The 17,721-nt window shown below is 76.4% G+C and carries 15 protein-coding genes; 6 read left to right on the plus strand and 9 right to left on the minus strand.

The features are described 5' to 3' along the window. The 3 genes from VM242_16710 to VM242_16720 form a co-directional block, all read left to right on the plus strand. On the plus strand, positions 1-1,247 hold a 1,247-nt coding region (locus tag VM242_16710), incomplete at its 5' end, for a DEAD/DEAH box helicase (protein HVM06796.1). 89 nt (positions 1,248-1,336) lie between these two features. Continuing rightward, positions 1,337-2,050, plus strand: coding sequence for a GAF and ANTAR domain-containing protein (locus VM242_16715; GenBank protein ID HVM06797.1), 714 nt, complete (start codon positions 1,337-1,339; stop codon positions 2,048-2,050). A 17-nt stretch (positions 2,051-2,067) separates the two neighbouring features. Continuing rightward, the gene (locus VM242_16720) at positions 2,068-3,366 is read left to right on the plus strand and encodes a putative PEP-binding protein (GenBank protein ID HVM06798.1); all 1,299 of its coding nucleotides are present in this window, start codon (positions 2,068-2,070) and stop codon (positions 3,364-3,366) included. A 4-nt stretch (positions 3,367-3,370) separates the two neighbouring features. Here the strand turns inward: VM242_16720 and VM242_16725 are convergent, their stop codons facing one another. From VM242_16725 to VM242_16735, 3 genes are read right to left on the minus strand one after another with little or no spacing between them, the layout of a single operon-like run. Continuing rightward, positions 3,371-4,789 carry a nitroreductase/quinone reductase family protein gene (locus VM242_16725; GenBank protein HVM06799.1) on the minus strand — a complete coding sequence of 473 codons (1,419 nt, stop codon included), beginning with the start codon at positions 4,787-4,789 and terminating at the stop codon, positions 3,371-3,373. After that, positions 4,774-5,853, minus strand: coding sequence for an iron-containing redox enzyme family protein (locus VM242_16730; protein ID HVM06800.1), 1,080 nt, complete (start codon positions 5,851-5,853; stop codon positions 4,774-4,776). The genes VM242_16725 and VM242_16730 overlap by 16 nt, the downstream gene beginning before the upstream one ends. 43 nt (positions 5,854-5,896) lie before the next feature. Continuing rightward, the gene (locus VM242_16735) at positions 5,897-6,310 is read right to left on the minus strand and encodes a DUF983 domain-containing protein (protein ID HVM06801.1); all 414 of its coding nucleotides are present in this window, start codon (positions 6,308-6,310) and stop codon (positions 5,897-5,899) included. Between the two features lie 22 nt (positions 6,311-6,332). On the opposite strand from VM242_16735, the gene VM242_16740 reads away from it, so the two are divergent. After that, the gene (locus tag VM242_16740; protein HVM06802.1) at positions 6,333-6,956 is read left to right on the plus strand and encodes a DUF998 domain-containing protein; all 624 of its coding nucleotides are present in this window, start codon (positions 6,333-6,335) and stop codon (positions 6,954-6,956) included. Positions 6,957-6,967: 11 nt separating this feature from the next. Then, the gene (locus tag VM242_16745) at positions 6,968-8,920 is read left to right on the plus strand and encodes an ATP-binding cassette domain-containing protein (protein ID HVM06803.1); all 1,953 of its coding nucleotides are present in this window, start codon (positions 6,968-6,970) and stop codon (positions 8,918-8,920) included. A 129-nt stretch (positions 8,921-9,049) separates the two neighbouring features. Here the strand turns inward: VM242_16745 and VM242_16750 are convergent, their stop codons facing one another. The 4 genes from VM242_16750 to VM242_16765 all read right to left on the minus strand — a co-directional run bounded on the left by VM242_16750 (position 9,050) and on the right by VM242_16765 (position 12,230). Further along, entirely contained in the window at positions 9,050-9,706 is a 657-nt protein-coding gene (locus VM242_16750) for an NAD(P)-binding domain-containing protein (protein ID HVM06804.1), read from the minus strand. A gap of 4 nt (positions 9,707-9,710) precedes the next feature. Further along, on the minus strand, positions 9,711-9,980 hold the full coding sequence (locus VM242_16755) for a hypothetical protein (protein ID HVM06805.1): 270 nt from the start codon (positions 9,978-9,980) through the stop codon (positions 9,711-9,713). Positions 9,981-10,084: 104 nt separating this feature from the next. Next, positions 10,085-10,918: a neutral zinc metallopeptidase gene (locus tag VM242_16760; protein ID HVM06806.1), complete on the minus strand. Its 834-nt coding sequence runs from the start codon at positions 10,916-10,918 to the stop codon at positions 10,085-10,087. Positions 10,919-11,120: 202 nt separating this feature from the next. After that, positions 11,121-12,230 carry a glutamate--cysteine ligase gene (locus tag VM242_16765; protein HVM06807.1) on the minus strand — a complete coding sequence of 370 codons (1,110 nt, stop codon included), beginning with the start codon at positions 12,228-12,230 and terminating at the stop codon, positions 11,121-11,123. A gap of 125 nt (positions 12,231-12,355) precedes the next feature. On the opposite strand from VM242_16765, the gene VM242_16770 reads away from it, so the two are divergent. Continuing rightward, positions 12,356-12,601 carry a hypothetical protein gene (locus VM242_16770; GenBank protein HVM06808.1) on the plus strand — a complete coding sequence of 82 codons (246 nt, stop codon included), beginning with the start codon at positions 12,356-12,358 and terminating at the stop codon, positions 12,599-12,601. Between the two features lie 6 nt (positions 12,602-12,607). Here VM242_16770 and VM242_16775 read toward each other — a convergent pair whose 3' ends face one another. Then, positions 12,608-16,018 (minus strand): error-prone DNA polymerase, encoded by a 3,411-nt coding sequence (locus VM242_16775; protein ID HVM06809.1) that lies wholly within the window; start codon positions 16,016-16,018, stop codon positions 12,608-12,610. Between the two features lie 72 nt (positions 16,019-16,090). Then, entirely contained in the window at positions 16,091-17,662 is a 1,572-nt protein-coding gene (locus tag VM242_16780; protein ID HVM06810.1) for a DNA polymerase Y family protein, read from the minus strand. Positions 17,663-17,721 lie beyond the last annotated feature (59 nt).

Genomic DNA, 17,721 nt, shown 5'->3' on the forward strand with positions numbered 1-17,721 from the left:
CCGTCTCCTTCGCCGCCCTGGGGGTGCCCGCCCCCCTGTGCGCCGCCCTCGCCCGCGCCGACATCACCGTGCCCTTCCCGATCCAGGCGGCCGCCCTCCCCAGCGCCCTCGCCGGGCGCGACGTCCTCGGCCGCGGCCGCACGGGCAGCGGCAAGACCGTCGCCTTCGCCGTCCCGCTGGTGGCCGCGCTGGCCGCCTCGGGCCGGCGCTCGGCTCCCAAGCGGCCGCGGGGCCTCGTCCTCGTCCCCACCCGGGAGCTGGCCACCCAGGTCTCCGACACCATCGCTCCCCTCGCCGCCGCCGCCGGCCTGCGCGTGGTCACCGTCATGGGCGGCGTCGGCATGGGCCCGCAGGTCACCGCCCTGCGCCGAGGGGTGGACGTGGTCGTGGCGTGCCCGGGCCGGTTGGAGGACCTCATCGGCCAGGGGCACTGCGCTCTCGACGCCGTCCACGTCACGGTCATCGACGAGGCCGACCACATGGCGGACCTCGGGTTCCTCCCGGCCGTCCGCCGGATCCTCGACCGCACCCCGGCGCGCACGCAGCGCCTGCTCTTCTCGGCCACCCTCGACAACGGCATCGACGTCCTGGTGCGCCGCTACCTGAACGACCCGGTCACGCACTCGGTCGACTCGGCCAGCGTGCCGCAGGCGGCGATGACCCATCACCTCCTCACCGTGTCCACGACGGACAAGGCCGCCGTCGTCCGCCAGCTGGCGGGCGGGCAGCAGCGCAGCCTCCTGTTCACCCGCACCAAGCACGGCGCCCGCAAGCTGGCCCGCCAGCTGGCGGCGGCGGGGATCCCGGCCGGCGAGCTGCACTCCAACCTGTCGCAGGGTGTCCGGGCGCGGAACCTGGCCGCCTTCGGCGACGGGTCCACCCTGGTGCTCGTGGCCACCGACATCGCCGCCCGCGGCATCCACGTCGACGACATCGGCATCGTCGTCCACGTCGACCCGCCGGCCGAGCACAAGGCGTTCCTGCACCGCTCGGGGCGCACGGCCAGGGCGGGAGCCGACGGCACCGTCGTCACGCTCGTCACCCCGGAGCAACGGGGCGACGTGCACGCCATCGCCCGCAAGGCGGGCATCCGGCCGGCGACGGCCACCGTCACCCCCGGCGACGCGCGCATCACCGCCATCGTCGGCCCGACGGCACCGCTCGTGCGGGCGCGGCCCCAGGTCGCGGACCGGCCGGCGCCCGTCTCGCGTCCTCGGCGCAGCCGTCCCCGCCGATCGGTGGCGTAACCCGCCACCGGTCTCCGTGCCGGGCGCGGGCGATCCGCGGCGCCCTGCGTTGTGCCCGGCGAACGGCCCCGTCCTACACTTCCGCGGTCGTGTCGGCGCCCACGGACCAACGCCAGCTGGCTGCCGCGTTCGCCGAGATCTCGCGCGCCCTGCTGGCCGAGCCCGATGTCCAGCGGACGCTGGCCCGGATCTGCGAGGTCGCGGTGCCCACGGTGGACGGCTGCGACCACGCCGTGGTCACCGTGCTCGCCCACCGTCGGCTCTCGACGCCGACGGCGAGCGACGTGACCGGCGGCACCGTCGACGCCATCCAGTTCGAGGTGGGCGAGGGCCCCTCCCTCGAGGCGATCCGCGAACAGCAGACGATCGTCGCCGACGACCTCGCCACCGACCCGCGCTGGCCACGGTTCTCCCGCCGCGCCGTCGAGGCCACCGGGGTGCGCAGCATGGTCGCCTTCCGCATGTTCGTCGCCGACCACACCATGGGGTCGCTCAACCTCTACTCCAGGGAGCCGGCGGCCTTCACCGAGGAGTCGCTGGCGGTCGGAGCCATCCTCGCCGCCCACGCCTCGGTCGCCCTGCGCGCCGCGGAGACGAAGGAGAGCCTGGCGCGCCTGCGGGAGGTGATGGAGGCCCGGGAGCTGATCGGGCAGGCGAGAGGGATCCTGATGGGCCGCCAGGGGATCTCGTCGCAGGCGGCCATGGAGATCCTGTGCCGGGGTGCCGACCGCCTGAAGCTGGAGTTGCGGGAGATGGCCCGCCGGGTGGTCGAGGGCGAAGAGGACAAGGGCCAGAAGCGCTGAGGCGCGCCCACCCGTCCGTGCTGGTCGGGGTCCCCACCAGCCCCGGTGCCGGCGCCGGGCCCGTCGTCCGGCCGACCGGCAGGGCCCCGGCGGCCGGCGTGGTGGTCGCCGGCGACCTCACCCCCGGCGACGTCATGGCGCTCGACGCCGGGTCGGTCCGGGCGGTGGCCACGGCGGCGGGAGCACCGCTGTCGCACGCGGCCATCGTCGCCCGCTCCCGGGGCATCCCCCTCGTCACCGGGCTCGGCCCCGCCGTGCTCGACATCCCCGAGGGGACGCTGGTGCTGGTCGACGGTGGAGCCGGCACCGTGCACGTCGACCCCGAGCCGTCGGTGGTCGAGGCGGCGGCGGCCCGGCAACGGGCGGCGGCAGCACGGGACGACGAGGCGCAGGCGCGGGCCATGGACGCGGCGCGGACGGTCGACGGCCACCTCGTCCCCGTGGTGGCGAACGTGGGCGGCCCCGACGAGGCCCGCGTGGCGATCGCCGCGGGGGCCGACGGCGTCGGCATGCTGCGGACCGAGTTCGCCTTCCTCGACCGGCCCCACCCACCGGGCGAGGACGAGCAGTACCTGGCCTACCGGCGCGTCGCGGACGCCCTTGACGGGCGGCCGCTGGTCGTGCGGACGCTCGACCTCGGCGCCGACATCCCCGCATGGGGCGGCATGGCGGAGCCGAACCCCGCGCTCGGCAACCGCGGCCTGCGCTTCACGCTCACCGCACCCGACCTCCTGGAGACGCAGCTGCGGGCGGTCGTCCGCCTCGCCGCCGAGCGTCCCGTGCAGGTGATGTTCCCGATGGTGACGGGCGTGGACGAGGTGCGCGCCGCCCGGGCGTGCCTCGACCGCCTCGTCGACCGGAGCGGCTCGGCGCCGACGGTGGAGGTGGGCATCACCGTGGAGGTGCCGGCGGCGGCGGTCACGGCCGAGGCGTTCGCCCCGCTGGTGGACTTCTTCGCCATCGGGAGCAACGACCTCACCCAGTACACGCTCGCCGCCGACCGCCAGAACGCGGCGGTGGCCGCCCTCGCCGACGGGCTGCACCCCGCCGTACTCCGCCTGATCCGGCTGGTCGCCTACGCCGGGGAGGTCCACCGTCGGCCGGTGGAGATCGTCGGCGAGATGGCCACCGACCCTCTCGCCATCCCCATCATCCTGGGTCTCGGCGTGACGATGCTCTCGGTGCGCCCCAACGCGGTGGCGACGGTGAAGCAGGCCGTCCGGGCGACGTCGCTGGCAAAGGCGCGCGGCCTGGCCGAGGCGGCCCTGGACGCCGAGTCCGCCGCCGCCGTCCGCCGCCTCGCCGCCGCCCCCTGAACGGTCAGCGCGGCGTGAGTACGGCCAGGGGGATGTCCCGCTCGGTGCGCGACTGGTAGCGCCGGTACCCGTCGTAGGTGGCGACGATCACCGGCCACAGGCGCGCCTTCTCGCCGTCGGTCCCCGGCCGGGCCGTCATCGGGCGGCGGTCCCGGCCACGGGTGACCTCGACCTCGGGGTCGGCCAGCAGGTTGCGGTACCAGGCGGGATCGTGGTCGTCCCCGGCGTAGGAGGCCACCAGCACGACGGCGCCGCCGTCGTGGAAGTAGGTGAGGGGGACGGTGTGCCTCCGGCCGGTCCGCCGGCCGCGGGTGGTGAGCAGGAGGACGGGCATGCCGCCGAGGCGCCCGGCCACGCGCCCGCCCGACGCCCGGTAGGCGGCCACGTGGACCGCCGTGACGGCCTTGGCCGCCAGGTCCTTCAGGCGGGACGCCCGGCCCCGACGCCCCCGGCCGTGCCGCCGGCGCAGCCGGCGGCGGGAGTTGGCCGACTTGGCGAGCACGGTGCCCGCGTAGGGGACGCCGCCGAGCACCACCCGGCTGGCGACCGCCAGCCAGGCGCACACCGCCCGTTCGGCGATCCACACCGGCGCCATGAGGCTGGCCGTGGCCGGGAACACCCGGGCGCCGCCGTACCGTCGCCGGCCTGCCTCGGCGACCGCCATCGACAGGCCCGCGCCGACAGCCAGCGACCGGCCCCGGCGGCGCCGGACGGCGACGGCGACGGCGGGCAGGACCGCCAGCTCGCCCGCCAGGCGGCCGGGCACGGCGAAGCTGTCGTAGGCCTGCCGCACGCGTTGCGACCAGAAGTGCCGGGCCGTCGGGGGGAGGCGGCGCACGTAGAGGTCGGGCGCATGGAGGAGGGTGCCGCCGACCGCCTCGACGGTGCGGATGAGCTCGAGGTTCTCGAACAGGCAGTCGCCGTCGTAGCCCCCGGCCTTCAGGAGCGTCGACCGGCGCACGCCGAGCGTCCCCGGGTAGTCGGCCGCGAAGGCGCGGTTCAGGAGCGTGCGGGCGGTGTCCCACCGGGCGTGCCACGGGCAGGGCTCGAAGTGGTTCTGGGGACGGACGACGTCCGCCGACTCGAGGAGCGACGCCATGCGGGCGAGCTCGGCCCCGCCGTAGCGCACGTCGTCGTCGGCCACCACGATCCGCTCGTGGGACGCCGCCCGCACGCCGGTGACGACGCCGTTGACCTTGCCGTACCGGCCCCCCAGGTCGGCGTCCACCGGCACGTGGCGCACGGCCGGGCCGAAGGCGGCACCGTGCGCCGCGAACACCTCGGCGTCCGAGCCGTCCACGACGATCACCTCGGCGAGCCCGGCGAGGGACCGCACGTAGGCCGCGAGGTCGTCGTCGGCCACGGCCGGCCGCCGCAGCGGCAGGACGTAGGTCAGCGGGAGGGGGGTTAGCGGTCCCGGCACGGGCCGTCGGCCCCGGCCGTCGGCGGCTCGGGCACGGGCCCGAGCAGCGACGTCCGCCCGCCCTCCCAGCACGCCAGCAGGTGGCGGGTGAGGCGGTCCTCCACCAGCATCAGCGCCCGGGCGCCGAACACCACGTCGCCGGCCAGGTCGGGCTCCTGGGCCACCAGGCCGCCGGCCATCTGGCGGACGGCCACGACCTCGTGGTGGGCGTCGGCCTCCACGTGGACGTCGTAGAAGCGCTCGGCGCCGCCGCCCACGCCGAGCCGTCGCAGGGCGGCGGCGTAGCGGCCCATCGGGCCCACCGACGTCGACTCGAACACCGCCAGGTGGCCGACCAGGGCGCCGCGCCAGCGCCGGTGGAGGCCGAACATCGACACCAGGTTGGTGGTCGCCAGGGTCACCCCGGGCAGCAGGTCGACGTACGCGCCGTAGCGGGTGTCGAGCCCGAGGGCCGCCATGGTCGTGGCGAACAGCGTCGAGTGCATCTCCGCCTCGACGCCCCGCCCGTACTCGTCCAGCTGGATCTGCACCAGCGCCGCCTTCGCCCCTCCCGACAGGCGGGGGATGGCCCACGTGTGCGGGTCGGCCTCCTTCAGCTGGTACGCCGAGCGGTGCACGGCGAACTCGCGGAGGTGCGCCAGGTTGCCGCGGTCCAGCACCCACCTCGACAGCGACGGGCCGCCGGGGCGGCCGATGACGTCGGCCAGCGCCTGCGCCACGTCGCCGCCGGGGACCGGCACGGGGCCGACCGCGACCCGCAGGGCGTCCTCCATGGCGCCCTCGAGCGCCCGGCGCAGGGCGAGCAGCGACGGCTCCCACTCCCACCGTTCGTCGACGCCGTCGAACGACCGGTAGTGCAGCTCGTAGCAGCAGTAGAGCGCGAGCTGGAGGTCGTCGTCGGCCAGGACGTCGGCTTCCGCCGGCACGGGCGGGGGCAGGGCCAGCGGCCCGGGCCGGCGGGCCAGGTGGTCGAGCAGGTGGGCGGACAGCGGCCCTCGCGGCGCGGGCAGCGGGGGCGCGACCGGTGACGTGGTGTCGGGTGTGGCCAGTGCCCGGGGCGGCATCGCCCTCATCCGTTCCCATTCCCCGACCCGGACGACACTTCGGTCATGGGCCCTCGGGCGGTTCGGGCGGCACCGGGCGCATGGCCAGGTCGATGGCGGCCCAGATGGTGCGGGAGAAGGGGAAGAACGCCAACGGCGCCCCGATGGCGAACACGAGGGCGGCGAGGACCACCGGCGCCGACGGCGTGGTCGGGTCGGAGACGGCCCGGAACACGTATGCCAGGAGGGCGACGACGAGCAGCCCCTCGGTGACGGCCAGGTTGACCACGTAGGCGCCGAGCCAGAAGTCGCTCTCGCGCTCGAAGCGCAGGCCGCAGCGCGGGCAGCGGTCGACCATCTCGAACCAGCTGCGGAAGACCCGGCCCGACCCGCAGCGGGGGCACTTCCGGCGCACGCCCCGCCACAGCATCCGCCACAGCGACGCCGGCGCCCGCGCCGGTGCGGGCCCCGTCGTCACCGGGCGAGGCTACCGTCGCCCGGTGGAGCACCCGCCGCAGCGTCGCCGGCTGGCCGCCCTGGGCGGGGTGGTGGGACCGGCCGTCTTCGTTACGGCATGGGCGCTGCTGGGCCGCCGACTGCCCGGCTACTCACCGGTCGACGACGCCATCAGCCGGCTGGCCGCCGGGGGTGCCCCCGACCGGTACGTGATGACGGCCGGCCTGGTGGCGTTGGGCACCGGGCTCCCGCTGTACGGCTCGGCCCTGCGGGCCACCCTGTCGGGGCCGGCATGGGCCTGTGCCACGGCCACCGGCCTGGCCACCCTCGGCGTCGCCTCCTTCCCACTCGGGTCGCCCACGCCCGACCGCATCCACGGCGTGTTCGCCGGCATCGGCTACGCCACCCTGGCCGCCACGCCCCTCGCCGCCGCTGCTCCGCTGGCCCGGTCGGGGCGCACCGGGTGGGCGCGCCTGTCCGCCGCCGCCGGGCTGGTGTCCGGCGCGTCGCTGCTGGCCACGGTGGCGGGGCCCGGGTCGGGGCTGTTCCAGCGCCTCGGCCTCACGGCCGGCCACGCCTGGGTCGTGGCCAGCGCCCTCGACATCCTGCGCACGACGGGGCAGGGGGCGACGAGGGCCGGCCGCCAAGCCGGGGGGCGCCGGCATTGATCCTCGCCGACGTGGACGGGGTCGGCGCGTTCCGGCCCGACCGGCCGCTGTTCACCGACTGCTCGGCGACCGTCGCCACCGGTGACCGCGTCGGCGTGGTCGGACCGAACGGATCGGGGAAGTCGACCCTGCTGCGCCTCGTCGCCGGGGTGGACGAGCCGGAGGTGGGGACGGTCCGCCGGGGCCGGAACGTGCGCGTGGGCCACCTGCACCAGCAGCCGGACCTGGCGGCGGGCGACGTGCGCAGCGCCGTCGGCCCGTCCTGGGAGGCGGCGGCCATCCTCGAGCACCTCGGCATGGGCGGCCTCGGGGGGGCCGACGTCGCCACCCTCTCGGGCGGCCAGGCCAAGCGCGTCGCCCTGGCGCAGGTGCTCGTCGACGACGTCGACCTGCTCGTGCTCGACGAGCCGACCAACCACCTCGACGTCGACGCCATCGCCTGGCTGGAGGAGCGACTGGCGCGCTTCAAGGGCGGGCTGGTGCTGGTGACCCACGACCGCCACGTCCTCGACCGCGTCGCCACCCGGGTGCTCGAGCTCGACGGCGGCCGCTGCCACGTCCACGACGGCGGCTACACCGCCTATCTGGAGGCCAGCAGCCGGCGGGCCGGGCAGGAGGCCACCGCCGAGGTGGTGCGGCGCAACCTGGCCCGGGCCGAGCTGGCCTGGCTGCGCCGGGGCGCGCCCGCCCGCACCCGCAAGCCCAAGGCGCGCCTGGCGGCGGCCAGGACGATCGTGGAGGGCGGTCCGGGCGACCGGCCGTCCGGCCTCGACCTGGGCGCGGCCGCCGGTCGGGGCCCGGGCATGCCCCGGCTGGGCGACAAGGTCGTCGTCCTGCGCGGGCTCGGCCACCGCTTCGACGACGGTCCGCCCCTGTTCACCGGCCTCGACCTCGACCTCGAGCCGGGGGGCCGGCTGGGCGTGGTGGGCCCCAACGGGTCCGGCAAGACCACGCTGCTGGAGGTGATCGCCGGCCGCCTGGCCCCGGTCGAGGGCGAGGTCGACCGGGGGACCACCGTCCGCCTCGGGTACTACCACCAGCGGGGCGCCGACCTCGACCCCGACCTGCGCGTGCGCGACGCGGTGGCGGGCAGGGCCGGTCAGCCGACGTGGGACCAGGTGCGGCTCCTGGAGCGGTTCCGCTTCGACGCCGACGGGCAGTGGGCGCCGGTCGCCACGCTGTCGGGCGGAGAGCGCCGGCGGCTCCAGCTGCTGCTGGTGCTCGCCGCCATGCCCAACGTGCTGCTCCTGGACGAGCCGACCAACGACCTCGACCTCGACACGCTGCGGGCCCTGGAGGACCACCTGGACGACTGGCCGGGCACGCTCGTCGTCGTCAGCCACGATCGCGCCCTCTTGGAGCGCACGGTCGAGGACGTGCTCGTCCTCGACGGCGCCGGTCACGCCGGCATGGCCCCCGGCGGCTACGCCGGGTACGAGGCGGCCCGCCGCACCCGGGCCGCACGCACCGGGACGGGACGAGGGCTCCGCCCGACGGCGCCCGGCCGTGAGGGCGAGGCGGCGGGCGGGCCGTCGGCGCCCGGCGGCACACCGTCCGCAGGCGGCGTGTCGGCGGGCGGGCCGTCGGCGCCCGGCGGCACACCGTCCGCAGGCGGCGTGTCGGCGGGCGGGCCGCCGGCGCCCGGCTCCGAGCGGTCCACAGGCGGCGGCGCCGGGCGGCCCGTGGTGCCGTCCGCCGCCGGCGGCGCCGGCTCTCCCGGCTCCGCCGCGGCCCGGCGGGCCCGGCGGCGCTCCCCCAGCACGTTGCGACGACTGCTGGGCAACGCCGAGCGCGAGATGGCCGAGGTGGCGGCCGAGCGGGACCGCCTGGAGCGGGAGCTGGCCGACGCCGGCGCCGACCACGTGGCCCGGGCCCGCACGGCCGAGGCGCTGGCCGCCGCCCAGGCCCGCCTGGGCGAGGCCGAGGAGCGCTGGCTGGAGCTGGCCGAGGAGCTGGGCGCCTGACCGGCCGTGCGTCCCGGGAGCCGGCGTGCTGAGGCCCCGGCGGCGCCTGACCGACCGTGCGTCCCCGGAGCCGGCGTGCTGAGGCCCCGGCGGCGCCTGACCGGCCGTGCGTCCCCGGAGCCGGGCGTCTCAGGCCCGGCGGGCCAGCTTCACGTTGAGATGACCGGTGCCGGTGGCCTGCCAGAACCGCAGCCACAGCGGCAGGTACATCTCCATGCCGCGGGCGCCGGCGATGTCGCCCAAATCGACGATGTCGTCGGCCGGCCAGCCGAACGACTCCAGCAGCGCCCGGACGTCGGCCTTGGCCGGGGCGTCGTTGCCGGCGACGAACATGGTGTGAGAGCCGGGGACCAGCGAGGGGTCCACCATGACCTCGCAGTTCACCGTGTTGAGGGTCTTCACCACCCGGGCGCTCGGGAACCGGCGCTGGATCTGCTCGCCCAGGCTGTCGGTGTTGCACACGGAGAGGGTCGGGGGCAGGCCGGCCGAGACGTCGAGGGGATTGGCCACGTCCACCACGACCTTGCCGGCCAGGTTGTCGGCCCCCGCCGACACGAGGGCGGCGACGGAGGCGGTGCCGGCCGTGGCGTTGACCACCAGGTCGCCCCGCGCCGCGGCATCGGCGAACGAGCCCTCGGCGGCCGCCTCGCCGGCGCCGGCGGCCCAGGCGGCGGCCGCCTCGTTGCCGGCCCGCCGCGAGCCCATCGTGACGCGGTGGCCGAGGGCGACCAGCCTGGTGGCCAGGGTGCGGCCCACCATGCCGGTCCCCAGGACGGCGACGTGCACCGAGCTACTCGACCGAGAGGCGGCCGAGAAGGTCGGCCTTGGTCTCCTCGAACTGCTCGTAGGAGATGGTCCCGGCGTCGTACTGCTCGTGCACCTCGGCGATCCGCTCGAGCAGGGCGGCGGTCGACGCCTCGCTGCGGGGCGCTGCCGCCTCGACCGGCTCCTCGTCCTGCGCGGGCGCGCCCTCCTGGCGACGGGCGCGCTTGGCGGCCGCCTTCGCCTGCTTGTCGCGGTCCCGTTGGAGCTTCCCGAAGCTGCTGCGCTGGCCGGCCATACGTTGGCGTCCTCCCGGTGTCGACCGTTGGAAGCCACAGTCCTCGTGACGTCCGGAAACCTTCAGTTTAGGTGGGCGGGGGGCGCGCCCCCGGACAGCCGCCCTCAGACGGTGGGTGCGGCGAAGGTGTCGCACCCCGCCAGGTCGTCGGAGCGGTACCCGTTCAGGAACCACCGCTGGCGCTGCTCGGACGACCCGTGCGTCCACGACTCGGGGTTCACCTGGCCCTGCGCCTGCTCCTGGATCCGGTCGTCCCCGATGGCCGCCGCCGCGTTGAGCCCGTCGTCGATGTCCTGCTGGGTGAGCTCCTCGATGAACCCGGTGGCGACCGCCCCCCGGGCCCACATGCCGGCCAGGCAGTCGGCCATGAGCTCCACCCGCACGGCCGAGCTCTGGGGGCCGGTCGAGCCGTCGCGGGACCGCTCGAGCACGCCTTGCAGGTTCTCGACGTGGTGGCCGTACTCGTGGGCGATCACGTACGCCTCGGCGAAAGGCCCGCCGTTGGCGCCGAAGCGGGTGCGGAGGTCGTCGTAGAAGCCGAGGTCGATGTAGATCCGGCGGTCGAGGGGGCAGTAGAACGGCCCCACGGCCGACGACGCCTGGCCGCAGCCCGTGCTCACCCCGCCGCTGAAGAACACCGTGGTCGCCGGCTGGTACCCGGGCAGCTTGTCGCCCCAGAACGCCTGGACGCTGTTGATGACGGCGACGGCGCGGCAGTCCTCGCGCTGGTTGGCGTCCTCTCCGGTCCGGCACTCGGCCGACAGGTCGGTCTGCGGCTCGCCCAGCGGGATCCCCCCCGTCCCGCCGCCTCCGCCGAGCAGCTGGATGACCAGGAAGACCAGGCCGATGATGCCGCCGCCGCCGACGGCCAGCGGCCCCATGCCACGCCGGTCGGAGACCTGCGAGGTGTCCAGCTCGACATCCCTCCCGAACCGCACGGCGCCACCTTCCTTGTCGTCCGGCCGGAGCCTTCCCCGTCCGGGCTCCCGCTACCCCGTCGCGTTTGCCGCGACGACGTGGCGGGAAGGCGTGCGTCGATGTTCGTGTGGACCAGGCGCTCGGGTCAACCCGGACGGGGCCGGTTCCTGTGGTGGCCGCTCGTCGTCTCGATCGTCGTGTCGGTCGTGCTGACCGTCGTCCTCAACGCCCTCTGACCGTCTCGGCCACGACGTAGTCGACGACGTCCTCCAGGCGCCCGGAGGACTGGTGGGCGCGGCGCTGGCGGGCAGCGCCGGTGCCCCGCCGGAGGGTCCGCTCGACGAGCGCCGACACCTCGTCCCACTCGCCGGCGTCCTCCAGCTCGGGCCGCACGTACGCCAGCAGCGACGCCACCACCTCGGCGGCGGGCGCCGCCCGGCGGGCGGACAGGTCGAGCAGCTCGGCGTCCAGCCCGTGGCGGGCCGCCCGCCACGTCGCCACCCGGATCAGCTCGGTGCGGAGCGCGGGTTCGGGCCGGCCGTCGGCCGCGTCCCGGGCGCAGGCGCGGCACAGCGCCCGGATCAGGCCGGCGGCCATGACCGCGTCGTCCACGTCGAGGCACACGTCGGTCACCCGGAACTCGAGGGTCGGGTAGCGGAACGAGGGGCGCACGTCGAAGTAGAGCCGGGCGGGGGCGTCGACGCTGCCGGTGGCGAGGAGGTCGCCGACCAGCCGGTCGTACTCGGCGCGGTCGGCCAACCGGTCGGGCGTACCGGCCGTCGGCCAGCGCCGCCACACCTCGGTGCGGAAGCTGGCGTAGCCGGTGTCGGCCGCCATCCAGAACGGCGAGTTGGCGGCCAGCGCCACCAGGGTCGCCAGCCACGGGCGGGCCCGGTTGAGGACCCGGATGGCGAGCTCGGGGTCGTCGATGCCGACGTGGACGTGGCACCCGCAGATCAGCTGCTCCCGGGCGAGCTGCTGGTAGTCCTTCTCGAGGCGCAGGTACGCCTCCTCGGGGGTGATGCGGACGTCGCGCCAGGAGGCGAAGGGGTGGCTCCCGGACGCGGCGATGGCCGCGCCGTGGGGTTCGAGGGCGGCGGCCAGTCCCGACCGCAGCCGGTGGAGGTCGCGCCGGACGTCGTCGAGATCGGTGCAGACCGCGGTGCCGACCTCGAGCTGCGAGATCTGGAGCTCGGCCTGCACGCGGTCGCCCAGCTCCCCCCGGGCGGCGGCCAGCAGCTTGTCCCCGTCGAGGCGCGGGGCACGCGTCTCGGGGTCGACGACCAGGTACTCCTCCTCCACCCCGAGGGTGAAGTCGCCCGGCGCCGGCATAGGCCCGGCGCCTACCCGCGGCGGCGCCGGCGGAAACGATGCCTAGGAGCGGCGAGTGGACGACGTGAGTGCAGAGGCGACGCCTCTTCCCGGGCAGTGCCACTCGCAGGCCCTAGGTTCGGTGGATGGACGCGGACACCCGGTCGTTGGTGCTCCTCGGCGCCGGGTACCCGGCGGCGGTGGCCGTGCTGGTCCGGTGGCTCCCCGTCGTGCGGGAGCGGCGGTGGCGGTGGCTGGCCGTCCACCACCTGGGCATGGCCGCCATCGTCGCCGGACTGCTGACCGCCCGGCGACCGGGGGCGGCAGCCGCCAACGGCGCCTGGCTGGCCGTGTCGTCCGCCTGGTACCTGGCGGGCGCCCGCCGCCGTTGAGGCGGCTCAGCGGAAGTCGCGGGACCGGGTCGGCAGTGCCAGGTCCAGCGGCTCGATGCGCTCGGCCACCACGTTGATCACCCCCTCGGCCCGCTCCAGGCGGCCCCGGACCAGCAGGGCGGGGCACGAGCGGGCCACCCGGCGGTGGCGGGCCCACACCCCGGGCGAGCAGATCACGTTCACCAGGCCCGTCTCGTCCTCCAGGTTCAAGAACGTGATCCCCGAGGCGGTGGCCGGGCGCTGGCGGTGGGTCACGACGCCGCCCACCAGCACGCGCGACCCGGGCTCGGCGTCCCACAGGGCGGCGGCGGTCAGCACGCCGAGCACGTCGAGGGCGGGGCGGGCGAACTCCGTGGGCGACGAGTCGGGCGACAGCCCGAGGGCCCACAGGTCGGCGGCGGCCCGCTCGCGGGCCGACATGGCGGGCAGCTCGGGCGCCGACTCCCCCGTGACCACCCCCGCCAGCCTCCCCGCACGGGACTGGCTCACCGCGCCCGCCGCCCACAGCGCCCGGCGGCGGTCCAGCGGGACGGCGCCACCGTCCGCGGCGGCGGCGACCCCGGCGGCGAAGCAGCCGAAGGCGCCGGCGGTGGCCAGGGCCTCCACCTGCGGCTCCGTGAGCCCGCAGCGGCGCACCACGTCCTCCATGGAGGTGTAGGGACGACCGTCGTCGATGCGCCGGGCCACGTCGTCGCCGATGGTGCGCACCGACCCGACGCCGATGCGCACCGCCGGTTGCCCGTCGCCCCGGTGCCTTCTGGCACCAGGAACCGACACCCCGATGCCGGTTCCTGGTGCCAGAACGGGCTCGAGGGTGGCCTTCGCCGCGCTGGCGTTGACGTCGGGGCCGAGGATGGTGACGCCGTGGCGACGGGCGTCGGCGGTGAGGGTCTGGGGCGACCAGAAGCCCATGGGCTGGGCGTTGAGGAGGGCGGCGCAGAAGGCGGCCGGGTAGTGGTGCTTGAGCCAGGCGCTGGCGTAGACCAGGTAGGCGAAGCTCACCGAGTGGCTCTCGGGGAAGCCGAAGTTGGCGAACGCCACCAGCTTGTCCCAGATGGCGTCGGCCGTCGCCCCGGTGACGCCGCGCTCGGCCATGCCGTCGTACAGCCGTCCCTTGAGCGCCTCCATGCGGGCCTGGCTGCGCTTGGAGCCCATGGCCTGGCGCAGCTGGTCGGCGTCGGCCGCGCTGAAGCCGGCCACGTCGATGGCCATCTGCATGAGCTGCTCCTGGAACAGGGGGATGCCCAGCGTCTTCCGGAGGGCCGGCTCCAGCAGCGGGTGCAGGTACGTCACCGGCTCCTGGCCGTTGCGGCGGCGGATGTAGGGGTGGACGGAGCCGCCCTGGATGGGACCGGGGCGGATGAGGGCCACCTCCACCACCAGGTCGTAGAAGTGCCGGGGCCGCAGGCGGGGCAGCGTCGCCATCTGGGCCCGGCTCTCCACCTGGAACACGCCCACCGAGTCGGCCCGGCAGAGCATGTCGTAGACCTCGTCCTCCTGGGGGAGGGCGGCCAGGTCGACGTCGACCCCGTGCGCCTCGGCGACCAGGTCGACCGCCTCGTGGATGGCAGTGAGCATCCCCAGGCCGAGCAGGTCGAACTTGACCAGGCCCACCGCCGCACAGTCGTCCTTGTCCCACTGGAGCACGGTGCGGCCGGGCATGCGGCCCCACTCCACCGGGCACACCTCCACCACCGGCCGGTCGCAGATCACCATGCCGCCCGAGTGGATGCCGAGGTGGCGGGGGAACCCCTGCACCTGGGAGGCCAGGTCCATCACCGGGGCCGGGATGTCGTGGTCGGACGTGTGCGACAGCGGGCCCCAGGCGTCGACCTGCTTGGACCAGGCGTCCTGCTGGCCCGGTGAGTGGCCGAGGGCCCTGGCCATGTCGCGCACGGCCGAGCGGGGGCGGTAGGTGATGACGTTGGCCACCTGGGCGGCCCGCTCCCGCCCGTACCGCTCGTAGACGTACTGGATGGCCTCCTCGCGCCGGTCGGACTCGATGTCGACGTCGATGTCGGGGGGGCCGTCCCGGGCGGGCGACAGGAAGCGCTCGAACAGCAGGCCGAGGGCGACCGCGTCGGCGTTGGTGATGCCGAGGGCGTAGCAGACGGCCGAGTTGGCGGCGCTCCCCCGCCCCTGGCAGTAGATGCCCGAACGCCGGCAGAACTCGACGATGTCCCACACGATGAGGAAGTAGCCGGCGAAGCCCAGCTGCTCGATCATGTCCAGCTCGTAGCGGATCTGCCTCCATGCGCCCGGGACCCGCTCGGACTCGGGCGGCCCGTAGCGGCGGCGGGCGCCCTCCTCGGCGAGCCGGCGCAGCCACGTCATCTCGGTGTGGCCGTCCGGCACCGGCCAGTCGGGCAGGCGGGGGGCGACCAGGCGGAGGTCGAAGGCGCACTCCCGCCCGATCTCGGCGGCCCGCTGGACCACGCCCGGGTAGCGGGCCAGGCGGGCGGCCATCTCGGCGCCCGAGCGCAGGTGGGCGGCGCCCGACGGGGGCAGCCACCCGTCCAGCTCGTCCAGGCTGCGCCGGGCGCGCACGGCGGCCAGGGCGGTGGCCAGCGGGCGGCGGGCGGGGGTGGCGTAGTGGACGTTGTTGGTCGCCACCAGGTCGACCCCCACCCGCACCGCCAGCTCGGCCAGGGCGTCGTTGCGGGCCGAGTCGAGCGGGTCGCCGTGGTCCCACAGCTCGACGGCCACGTTGTCCCGGCCGAAGCAGGTGACCAGGTCGGCGAGGGTGCGGGCCGCCGCGGCGGGGCCCCGCTCGACGAGGGCGCGGGGAACGGGCCCCTTGCGGCAGCCGGTGAGCACCAGCCACCGCCCGCCGGCGGCCTGGCACAGGGCCGACAGCGAGAACTGGGGGCGGCCCTTCTCCCGGCCCTTCAGCTGCGCCTCGCTGATGACCCGGCACAGCCGGGCGTACCCCTCGGCGTCCCGGGCCACCACGACCAGGTGGTCACCCTCGGGGTCGGGAACACCCTGCCGCGGCCCACTTCGCGATGGCGCACCAGGTGCTGGCGCGCCATCGCGAAGTGAACGGGTGGGGCCGAGGCTGAGCTCGGCGCCGAAGACGGTGGGCACGCCGACGGCGGCGGCCGCCTCGGCGAAGCGCACCACGCCGTACATGCCGTCGTGGTCGGTGAGGGCGAGCGCCGAGAGGCCCAGGCGGGCCGCCTCCTCGGCCAGCTCCTCGGGGTGCGACGCCCCGTCCAGGAAGCTGAAGTTCGAGTGGCAGTGGAGCTCGGCGTAGGGCGTGCGGAGGGGCGACGCCCGCCGGGGCGGCGCCGACGGCTCGAACGGCGGCCGCTTGCGCGACCACGCCGGGCTGTCGCCCCCGTTGGCGCCGACGGGCACGTCGGACAGCCGACGCTCCAGCTCCGACCACGGGATGCGCGGGTTGCGCCAGCCCACGACCGCTCACCCGCTCACTTCACTTCGCGATGGCGCGCCAGGGGGTGGCGCGCCATCGCGGAGTGAACGTGGTCAGTCATAGGACGCCTCCGCCCACCAGCGACCGCCCTCGAGGGCGAGCAGCCAGGCGGCACCGCCGGCCACGACCTGGAAGCGGGCGCGGCGCCGGTGGGCGGCGGCGTCCCACCAGCGCTCGTCGACCGGCCACGGCCCCGCCCAGCCGGCCACGTCGGCCCAGCGGCCGCCGCCCACCGAGACCCGGGCGGGCGCGGCGGTGACGGCGCCCCGCCCGGTGACACCCACCGGCGCGCCCGTCGCGTTCACCACCTCGGCAGCCAGCGGCGGGGCGAAGAGGGTGGCGGGCGACGGGGGCGGCACCTGCCCGGGCCATGGCGGATCGGGGGGACGGGCCGGCTTCCGGGCGTCGCCCCACGGCACGAGGGTGACCCGCTCGGCCGGGTGGCGGCCGCCGCTCGCGACAGCCACGACGACGGCCTCGGGCCCGAGCATCCCCTGCACCCGCGCCAGCGCCCGGGCCGCCCGCTCGTCGGCCTCCGAGACGCCGCCCCAGAAGCCCAGCTGGCGACCGTCGTCGGGGACGACCTGGTCGGGGACGAGGCGCAGCCGCGTGAGCCCGCCGGTGGGCCGGTCGGGCGCGCCCGACGTGGCGTTGACCCAACCGTCGATCTGCCAGCGCACCCGGTCGGCGATGGCCGAGGGCGTGAGCGCCCCGTCGGCCCGCCACAGCCGGGCCAGGTGCTCGCCGTGCTCGGTCTCCGCCTCGATGCCCACCCTCGTGCAGGCCAGGCCACGCGTGGCCAGGGCGCGGTGCAGCTCGTCGGCCAGGGCCCTGGCGGCGAAGGCGGCGGTGTCGACCCGCACGGCGGGCGGGTCCAGCTCGACCTGGACGGCGAAGTCGGGCGGCGGGTCGTGGCCGACCAGCGGCCGCTCGTCCAGGCCCCGGGCCAGGCGGTGGGCGACGGCGCCGTCCCCGCCGAAGCGGGCGAGCACGTCGGCGGGCGGCAGGGCGGCGAAGGCGCCCAGCGTGGACAGCCCCAGGCGCACCAGCAGGTCGGTGAGCTCGGGGCGGTCCAGGGCGGTGACGGGGAAGGGGGCGAGGAAGCGGGCCGACTCCCCGGGCGGCACCACCACGCCCCGGCGGGCGGCCAGGGAGGCGGCGAAGGCGCCGTCGGCCACGCCCACCCGGCAGGCGCGGGCGCCGTCGGCCACGCCCACCCGGGCGGTGGGGCCGCCGTCGGCCACGACGGCGGACACCGCCTCGGCCACCCGGGAGGCGAGGGCGGCGTCGCCCCCGAAGTAGCGGGACGGGCCCCGCGTGGCGACCGCCACCACGCCCGGCCGGACCACCTCGACCCGGGGGGCGAAGGCGGCGACGGCGGCGGCCACCGGCTCGAAGGCGCGGGCGTCCCGGCCGGGGTCCGCCTCCACGACGGTGAGCGCCGGGCAGCGGGCCTGCGCCTCGCGCCGGCGCAGTCCCCGGGCCACGCCCTCGGCCCGCGCCGCCGCCGAGCACGCCACCACCCGGTTGGCGAACACCACGGCGGCCGGCTCCCCCGCCGCAACACCGGCGGCGACCACCGGCCAGTCCGCCACCCACGCCACCAGCGTGCGGGTGGCGCTCATGGCCCGGCCGGGGCCCCGACCCCGGCCTCCTCCACGAGACGGGGCCCCCGACCCCGTCC

Source organism: Acidimicrobiales bacterium (assembly GCA_035540975.1).
In the GTDB taxonomy this organism is placed as follows: domain Bacteria; phylum Actinomycetota; class Acidimicrobiia; order Acidimicrobiales.

Coding starts and splice junctions, on each gene's coding strand:
- VM242_16765 (HVM06807.1), bottom strand. CDS start 12,230: ATGCCGGCGCCGGGCGACTTCACCCTCGGGGTGGAGGAGGAGTACCTG.
- VM242_16730 (HVM06800.1), bottom strand. CDS start 5,853: ATGCCGCCCCGGGCACTGGCCACACCCGACACCACGTCACCGGTCGCG.
- VM242_16755 (HVM06805.1), bottom strand. CDS start 9,980: ATGGCCGGCCAGCGCAGCAGCTTCGGGAAGCTCCAACGGGACCGCGAC.
- VM242_16770 (HVM06808.1), top strand. CDS start 12,356: ATGGACGCGGACACCCGGTCGTTGGTGCTCCTCGGCGCCGGGTACCCG.
- VM242_16780 (HVM06810.1), bottom strand. CDS start 17,662: ATGAGCGCCACCCGCACGCTGGTGGCGTGGGTGGCGGACTGGCCGGTG.